The sequence below is a fragment of the Myxococcales bacterium genome (assembly GCA_022563535.1).
Lineage (GTDB): Bacteria > Myxococcota_A > UBA9160 > UBA9160 > UBA4427 > DUBZ01.
The window spans coordinates 1-7,952 of record JADFNE010000118.1 but is presented as its reverse complement, the minus strand read 5'-3'; the positions used below and the strand labels follow the sequence as shown (position 1 = coordinate 7,952).

General features: G+C 59.7%; 7 protein-coding genes. 1 reads left to right on the top strand and 6 read right to left on the bottom strand.

From position 1 onward, the window contains the following. Positions 1-197: 197 nt before the first annotated feature. From IH881_19660 to IH881_19640, 5 genes are all read right to left on the bottom strand, one after another. On the bottom strand, positions 198-1,448 hold the full coding sequence (locus IH881_19660; protein ID MCH7869918.1) for an ABC transporter permease: 1,251 nt from the start codon (positions 1,446-1,448) through the stop codon (positions 198-200). A gap of 2 nt (positions 1,449-1,450) precedes the next feature. Beyond that, positions 1,451-2,653, bottom strand: a complete 1,203-nt coding sequence (locus tag IH881_19655) for an ABC transporter permease (GenBank protein ID MCH7869917.1) — start codon at positions 2,651-2,653, stop codon at positions 1,451-1,453. Further along, positions 2,650-3,393 carry an ABC transporter ATP-binding protein gene (locus IH881_19650; GenBank protein MCH7869916.1) on the bottom strand — a complete coding sequence of 248 codons (744 nt, stop codon included), beginning with the start codon at positions 3,391-3,393 and terminating at the stop codon, positions 2,650-2,652. The genes IH881_19655 and IH881_19650 overlap by 4 nt, the downstream gene beginning before the upstream one ends. Beyond that, positions 3,390-4,676 (bottom strand): efflux RND transporter periplasmic adaptor subunit, encoded by a 1,287-nt coding sequence (locus IH881_19645; GenBank protein MCH7869915.1) that lies wholly within the window; start codon positions 4,674-4,676, stop codon positions 3,390-3,392. The genes IH881_19650 and IH881_19645 overlap by 4 nt, the downstream gene beginning before the upstream one ends. A 67-nt stretch (positions 4,677-4,743) precedes the next feature. After that, complete coding sequence (locus IH881_19640; GenBank protein MCH7869914.1) at positions 4,744-6,669, bottom strand: FkbM family methyltransferase; 1,926 nt, start codon at positions 6,667-6,669, stop codon at positions 4,744-4,746. A 287-nt stretch (positions 6,670-6,956) separates the two neighbouring features. Here IH881_19640 and IH881_19635 point away from each other — a divergent pair, with 287 nt between their 5' ends. Then, the gene (locus IH881_19635; GenBank protein ID MCH7869913.1) at positions 6,957-7,328 is read left to right on the top strand and encodes a hypothetical protein; all 372 of its coding nucleotides are present in this window, start codon (positions 6,957-6,959) and stop codon (positions 7,326-7,328) included. Positions 7,329-7,353: 25 nt separating this feature from the next. On the opposite strand, the gene IH881_19630 is transcribed toward IH881_19635, so the two are convergent. Beyond that, positions 7,354-7,830: a CBS domain-containing protein gene (locus IH881_19630; protein MCH7869912.1), complete on the bottom strand. Its 477-nt coding sequence runs from the start codon at positions 7,828-7,830 to the stop codon at positions 7,354-7,356. Positions 7,831-7,952: the final 122 nt, after the last annotated feature.

Here is a 7,952-nt window from a genome sequence, read left to right as displayed (position 1 = left end):
GACGCGGTCTAATCGACCTCTCGGCAATACCTGGCTAAGAACTCTCCCCCACCCAGCCCTCTCGCCAAAGCCCACCCCGTCCGCACTACCAGACCGGCCCTTTTCCCTAACCGCCCAACGGGCAACCAAGCCGAGTAGAAGGAAGCTCCCAGGCCTCACCCCCAAAGCCTCGCAATGCCCCTCTGAACGATGCCGCTTCACTCCGCCCGCAAGGCATCAACCGGTTCAAGCGCTGCCGCCCGCTGGGCAGGCGCAATACCAGACAGCAAGCCAGTAACAATGCTCATCGCCATGGCGGCGGCCAGATACACCGGGGGGGTGTGGACCGGGAGTCCGGGGATCATGGCGCGCAGGAGTGCGGCCAGACTCAGTCCGCCGATCATTCCGATCAGTCCGCCGAGGCTTGTCAGCATGGCGGCTTCGACGAGGAAGATGCGCTGAATGGCTCGGTTCTTGACGCCGAGGGCGCGTAGCAATCCGATCTCCGAGGTTCGCTCGCCAACTGAGATCCACATCATGGTGAGGATACCGATGGCGCCGACGATCAGGGACACGGCGGCGATGGCTCCGGCCCCAATCGTGAGCACGTTCATCACCTGGTCAGCGGTCTCGATCATCGCGGTCTGGGTGGTAATGGTGAAATCCTCGCGGTCGCCGTGGCGCGCGGTCAAGATGCGCTTGATCGATTCGACCAGTGCATCGGTCATGTGTTCTTGGGAATAGGTGATGTCAATTTCCATCAGCTCATCGAGGTTGAACATTTGCATCGCGGTAGCGAGGGGAACGTATGCGGAGTCGTCGATATCGAACCCGAGGATGCGCCCCTTGGGTTCCATGATGCCGATGACCCGCAGGCGAGTGCCTGCGATCCGCACGAAACGTCCCAGGGCATTGGTGTCGCCGAACAGTTCGTGTTTGAGCTTCGGGCCGAGGACCGCGACAGAGCTACCGCGACGAGGGTCCCCCGGAGGTAGATACTGGCCACGGCCGACTTCGAATTTCATCACCTCTGGCATGTCCGAAGTCGTTCCGTAGATGAAGACGCTGCGCGAACGCCCAGCGTATTCGACACTGCCGTTTCCGATCACGAGGGGCACGACGTAATCGGCCCGGGGCAAGCGCGCCAACGCTTCGGCATCCTCGATCGTGAGTTTCTGGGTCGTTCCTCCCAAGATCCCTGGGAAGCCGCTGGTTTCGGTTTTCCCGGGATTGATCGCGATCACAGTCGTGCCAAATTGCATGAATTCGTCAAGCACGTGCCGGCGCGTTCCCTCTCCTATGGACGTCAACAGGATCACCGCCATGATGCCGATCGAAACGCCCAGGGTCGAAAGCGCGGTGCGCAGGGGATAGGCCCGCAATGCGCCGCCCGAGAATTTCAGCAGTTCGCGCATCGAGACCTCGCGTTGTGCGGAATATCGAAAGCTCGAGTCGTTGTCATTCAGCATGACTAGCTCCGGGTCAGGGCCGCGACGGGTTCCATCCGCATCGCTCGCCATGCGGGCATCACGCCAAATAGCGGGCCCGTGATCATCGCCAGGGCCAGGGTGCTTGCGATCGCCCACATCGGCGTGCTGGCCGGGACCTTGGGGTAGAGGAAGGTGAGGAGTTCGAGCAGGGACGTTCCGATGGCAAGTCCCAGTAGGCCTCCGGTCGTGGATAGCAGCGCGGCTTCGGCCAGGAACACGGCCAGCACCTGATTTCCCTTGGCCCCCAACGCCTTCAGCAGACCGATTTCCGAGGTGCGCTCGGAGACCGAAACCAGCATGACGTTCATGATTCCAATTCCCGCTACTGCAAGCGAAACGGCACCAATGCCGCCGATTGCGAGGGTGAGGGTCTGTAAAATACCGCCGAGAGATTCGAGCACGGCGGCCTGGGTGATACAGGTGACGTCCTCCTCGTCGTGGCGATCGATCATCACGGCGATGATCTGTTCCTTGATTGCGTCGGCATCGGCGTGGGCATTGACCTCGACCAGGATGCGAAAGAGTGAAGCGCGGTTGAAGATCTGCATCACGGATGCGACCGAAGCGAAAACAGTGTCGTCGATGTTCATGCCCATCTGGGTTCCACGCTCGGCCAGGACGCCAATTACGCGCATACGCGCGTCGCCAATGCGGATCACCTCGCCGATGGGATCGCGCTCTAGAAATAATTCATGGGCGACCGTGTTGCCGAGCACGGCCACCGAGGCTCCTCGGCCAAACTCCACCTCGGGCAACAGGCTGCCCGATTTCGCGCGCAGTCCCTGGGCATGAAAAAAATCTCGAGTGGTACCGAGGATGGCGAGTCGACGGCGGCGTTCGCGATGGGATACGACGTCGGTTGCCGACGAAATCGGGATCACCCGCCGAACCCCGCGAAGACTGCGTTGCAGGGCTCGCGCGTCGTCGAGGGTGAGGTCGTTGGGGACGCCGCCAACGCCTGGGAACATGCCGGACGTTTCGGTTCTACCCGGGATCACGATCACGAGATTGCTGCCCAGGGCTTCAAATTCACCCAGCACAAACGCCCGAGCGCCGTCACCGAGTCCCGTGAGAAAGATCACCGCGGTCGCCCCCATCGCGACACCCAGCAGGCTCAGCGTGGTTCGGCGTCGGTGTTGCAGCAGCGAATTGGCGGCGAAGCGGACGATATCGGCCGCCATCATGATGGGACCGCGGCGCCCGGCGCGTCAGTGGCGCTCGAAAAAAGACTGTCGAGACTCGAAATATTGTGGCCCGCGACCTCCCTGAGAATCGCGCCATCGCCGAGCACGATGACTCGGTGTGCCAGACGTGCGACGTTTGGGTCGTGGGTCACCGTGATGAGGGTGATGCCCTGGGCATTGAGCCCGCACAGCAACTCGAGAATTTGCCTTCCGGAAGCTGAATCGAGATTCCCCGTCGGCTCATCGGCCAACAACAAGTTCGGCTGCATGACGATCGCGCGGGCAATCGCGACCCGCTGCTTTTGACCACCCGACAGCTCGGCCGGCCGATGGGTGGACCAGTCCGAAAGCCCAACCGATTCAAGCGCGCGACTGGCGCGCTCTTGGCGCTCTTGCACTGCCACCCCCGCGAACAACATTGGAATTGCAATGTTCGCCAGTGCGTCGAGTCGCGGAATCAAATGAAAGGCTTGAAACACGAACCCGATCTTGCGCGAGCGAACCTCGGCGAGGTCGTCGGCTTCGAGGTCCGCAACCGCCCGACCTTCGAGAAAATACTCTCCGACACTGGGTTGATCGAGGCAGCCGAGAATGTTGAGCAATGTCGACTTGCCGGAACCACTTGGCCCCATGATGGCGACGTGATCACCGCTGGCGATGGTGAGGTCGATGTCCCGGAGCGCGTGGAGCTTCTGCGCCCCCATCTCGTATGTCTTCCACAGACCTTCGAGACGAATCATCGCGCAGCGCCCACGTCGGCGGGCGCCGATGGGGGCAGACTCGACTCCGCGGCAATCCCGTGGTCGGCGCTGTTCTTGATGTTGCTGTTCTTGGAGCTCTTGGTACTGACGCTGATCTCGGCACGGGCCTTGGCTCCGACCTTGACATCTTTGTCGTCGAGGCTCATGACGACTTGATCGCCCAACGCCAGGCCGGCGCGAATTTCAACGAAGTTCCAGTTGCGAAGACCGACTTCGACGCTGCGCTCTTCGAGCAGGCCATCGACCAACAACAAGACGCGTTCGCCTTGTAACAGGGTTTGCGCCGGAATGCGCAGGGTTTCGTGTCGAGTGTCGAGGGTGACTTCAATATCGGCTGAGGTGCCGACCAACATGGTGTCGGGGGACGGCAGCAGGTTGAATTCGACTTCGACCTCGATGGTGCGATTCTGAGTTTCGATGTCGAGGATATACGGTGCCACCCGAACAACGCGTCCGGCAAAGGATTCACCGGGATGCGAGTCGATCGTGATCTTCGCGGGCTGTCCAACCCGAATCCGATTCGAATCGACTTCGTCCATCGGCGCGCTCACGTAGATCGACGTTGGGTCGAGGATGTCGATGACCGAGGGAGCACTGAGCATGGGGGGCGAGGGAGTGACCCATTCCCCCACCTCGGCATTGACTTCGGCCACGATGCCGTCGAAGGGTGCGTGAATCTCAGTTTTGTCGAATTCTGCCTGAGCGACCCGCAGCTCTGCTCGGGAGCGGTCGACCTGGGCCCGGGCACCGCTACAACCCGCCTCGGCCGATTGGTACGCGACCTCGAGTCGATCCAGGGCTTCTACCGATGTCACATTGTTGCGGGCGAGCTCTCGGGTCCGGTCGACGTCCCGCTTTGCGTAATCGCGGTTGAGACACGCTTCTTTGCGTTGTTCGATGCTTGTCGCGATCGCGGCCTGGCTGAGTTCGATCCGGGCCTGCGATGATGTGTCGTTGAGCTTGATCAGCAGGTCCCCGCGTTTGACGGAACTTCCCTCGCGGAAATAGATATGCGTCACCCGGCCACCCGTCTCGGCGGACATGTGTGAACGCATCCGGGAACGCAGGGTGCCAGCCTTTGAATTCGTGACTGTGGATTCAACGGTGCCGCGTTCGATCGCGACAACCTTGACCATTACTGGATCCGGCGCAAACACGGTGAACCACAGAACGGCGATCAACAAGATTGCAATCACTGCTGCATACCAGGAGCTGCGCCGTGGTTTGGCAGAGCGTCCGCGCACCGGGTTTGGATCGGACATAGCCTGATGCTACCGCGATCGACACCGGAACGTCATGATCTTTCTGAATGGGTCGGACCAGCAGATTTCAGTCGATTCGGCGGGCCGACACGCCGAATACTTCGCATGCACGCGGAGACGAAGACGCTACTCCATCGCAGGAGAGGCGCGAGGGTCCAACCGGCGGAACTACCCGCGTTGCGAACCCGCTGCGTTTCAAAACTGAAAACAAGCGAGCCAAACCTTCCGGGAAGTCGTCGGCACCGTCGTGTACCTCGACGAACAATTGTTTCACGTTGGCGAGTTCGGGTTCGGCGTCGATCAAGATGTCCACTTCGGCGCCAGCCACATCGAGTTTCAGGTAGTCGACCGGATCACGCAGCAGGTCGCTCAACCGACGACCGCGCACGCTGAGCATCTTGTCAGTCGAAGAAATTCTGGATCCGATTTCGGCCAACGCGCCACCGTGGTTGCCGCCTTCGGGGAGCACGAACGGCAGCGAACCCCGTTCGGTGGCAAGTGCGTAGGCGAGGTGTTCGATGTCGTTGTGTCCCGCAGCCTTGAGGTTGGCTCGCGCGATCTGGCGCAGGTTCGGAGCGGGTTCGACCGCCGTAATGCGTGCGTTTGGATACTGCAGCTTGAAGCCATAGGTTGCGAGCCCAGCCTGGGCTCCACAATCGAGGATTCGCGGCGTATCGGTGTTCGCATCGAATCGATAGCGACCGGCGACGAGCACCTGGTAGAGAAGATCGGGAAGTTTCGAACCGGCGAGCAGCCTGAAGCTTCCTCCGCGAAGATGGACCTCGCCATCGTCGTTCAGAATTTGCACCAGGGTGTCGGAGATCTGATCCCGCGACTCGAGCTGATTGAGCGCATGCTGGAACCGAGTGAGAAATGCTGTGTGGGTGGGCGCCAAAAAAGGAAGAAATTCGTTCCAGTAACGTGCGAGTTCACGGCGCGCGCGAGTCGCTTCGTCCGCCTGGAAAGAAAACACGAACCCCTCGCCGTCTTGTGCGCTTTCCGGGTTGGCATGAGGGTCGCTGCGATCGATCGTGGTCACGCGGTCTGGGGTTTCAGCGGGTCCACTGGGTTCGTCCATCTGTGCAAGCGTGCGGAGCAGAATCGGATGCTCGGCGATTCGTCGGCATAGTTCAGCGTTGTCGAGCAGGCATCCCAGCAAATCGTCGTCCTGGGAAAAAGTGATTGCGATTTCGGGACTACGCAAAAGATCAGCGAGGGAGACCTGGGCGTCTGATTCGGGCTGGATCCCGCGCGCAGGGGAATCAGGCAGAGGCGCGGTGGGGGTGGTCGGCATGCATTCGAGGAAGGCGGTCTGGATCGACTCGTCCTGAAGTATTCCGCGCAGCAACATTCGATTGTTGAGCAGCTTCCTGACAATTTTCGAATCGAGGAATAGTTCTGCAATGAAACCGGGGTCGTCGATCAGCTGGTCGAGGAAATCGCGGCTTGCGCGGATGCGGGCCCGGGCGCGATCACTCTGAAGGATCCGATCGAGGGTGACGGGTTGATCGAGCATCGATCGCAAAACCCGGTCGTCCCTCGCGATCCAATCGAGGCTCTCCGGAACGCTGAGCAGGGCCTCGCGAAGCTGTTGGTTCCCTCGTGCCAGTCGAACCATTCTCGAGTTGCTGCGAGCGAAGAGATCGAGAGTGCGTTGGTCGTCGAGAAGTGTCGTCAGGCTCGTTTGATCCCGCAGCAAGTGCTCCATGAATCGCGGGTCCCGAGCAATCATCGCGATCAATTCGTAGTCGTCCAGCAGGCAATTGAGCAGATGTTGATGTCTGCGCAGGTAGTCGAGCAGGTACTCAGAATCGGCCAGTGTGACGAGGAAGTTGGGTTCTTGTACGACGCGCGCGATTGCTACCGGATCGAGCAAGACCTCCTGGGTCAGACGGTAGTCGTGCACAATCAAGTGCAGGGTGCGTGGGTCGCGAAGCAGCTCTCCAAGGGTCTCTCGATCCCGCAGAACGGTCTCACTGCAACGCTTCAACACGTGTCTAGATAGTCGCCTTGCCTTTGGCACCCGCGAGCCTTCGGCCCGACCGTGGAACGGTCCTATTTGCATCCATCCGGGCATGCAACCTCCTTGCGACGCACGACAGCATATTCATTGCGGGCACGCGGGGCCGCGAGAAAAATGACGCGCCATTGGAGGGGGAATCGAAAAAACGGAGCATCACCTTTGGTGTTGCGAACTGTCAACTGGGATAAATCCCGATTTGAAATCGAAAACCCCGTTCTCAATACTGAGGCTCGGCTCGAACAGCCGATAGGCCCTATGTGTTCGGAGACTTTCTCGTAGACGAAGGGTTGATTTCTCAGCGACAGTTGGAGGAAGTCCTCCAATATCAGAAGAGCTCAAAGGTGACCCTTGGCCGGTTGGGCTATCAGGAAGGCATGATCAGCCTCAAGGACATGTTCGCGGTACTTGCCGCTCAACCCACACTCAAGAAACGCTGGGGAGAAATCGCAGTCGCCCAAGGGTTCCTGACTGTCGACCAGATCGACGAACTTCTCGACCTGCAGGAGAAGACCTCGGTTCGACTCGGCGAACTGCTGGTGCAACACGAGATCCTCGGGTTCGACGTAGTTGCAACGAAGCTCGAGGAGTATCACGCCGTGCTTGCGGTCGAACGGGCGAGCAAGGATTGAAACAAGTGGCGGATGTGAATAGGGACTAGCTCGCGATGGTACTCGTCGGCCAAGCGAAGGCTCCGTATTCCTTGCTCCGTCCCATGTTCTTGCGCATCAGCTGGATGCCCTTCAGAACGTCTGAGCGAGTGATCTGCCCGATCAAGCGCTGCTCTTCGAGCACGGGGATGCGACGCAGGGTGTGTTCGAAGAAGATATTGGCAATGCGGAAGATGTCCATGTCGGCGGTAATGGTGAGACATTCGCTTGTCATGTAGCGGCTCACCAGAATGTCGGAGCTGCTGTATTCGTCGGAGTAGAAGGCATCCGAAGCGATCACCTTCATGCAGTCGAGTTCCGAAAGGATGCCGATCAACTCTCCGTCTGAATTCGTGACGGGACAACCCGTGAGATTATTCTTGATCAAAATCGGGATGGCGGTGAATACGCTCATCTCGGGACCCACTACAATGCCCGGCGGGGTCATGATATCTCGGGCAGTTAAAAGCTTGGAGTTGTGCATGGCTGTCTCCCTTCGAAACGATGGTCTCAGACGTTGATCGTCGCTGGCTCTCCTCGGAGTATTTCTTGGTGGTCTCGGGCGCGGGGTCGAGATCCGTTGGGCAGTGATTTCGCCACTGCGAC

What these genes read in the sequence shown, in the direction of transcription:
- IH881_19660 (MCH7869918.1), bottom strand. Translation starts at nt 1,448, where the DNA reads ATGCTGAATGACAACGACTCGAGCTTTCGATATTCCGCACAACGCGAG.
- IH881_19655 (MCH7869917.1), bottom strand. Translation starts at nt 2,653, where the DNA reads ATGATGGCGGCCGATATCGTCCGCTTCGCCGCCAATTCGCTGCTGCAA.
- IH881_19650 (MCH7869916.1), bottom strand. Translation starts at nt 3,393, where the DNA reads ATGATTCGTCTCGAAGGTCTGTGGAAGACATACGAGATGGGGGCGCAG.
- IH881_19645 (MCH7869915.1), bottom strand. Translation starts at nt 4,676, where the DNA reads ATGTCCGATCCAAACCCGGTGCGCGGACGCTCTGCCAAACCACGGCGC.
- IH881_19630 (MCH7869912.1), bottom strand. Translation starts at nt 7,830, where the DNA reads ATGCACAACTCCAAGCTTTTAACTGCCCGAGATATCATGACCCCGCCG.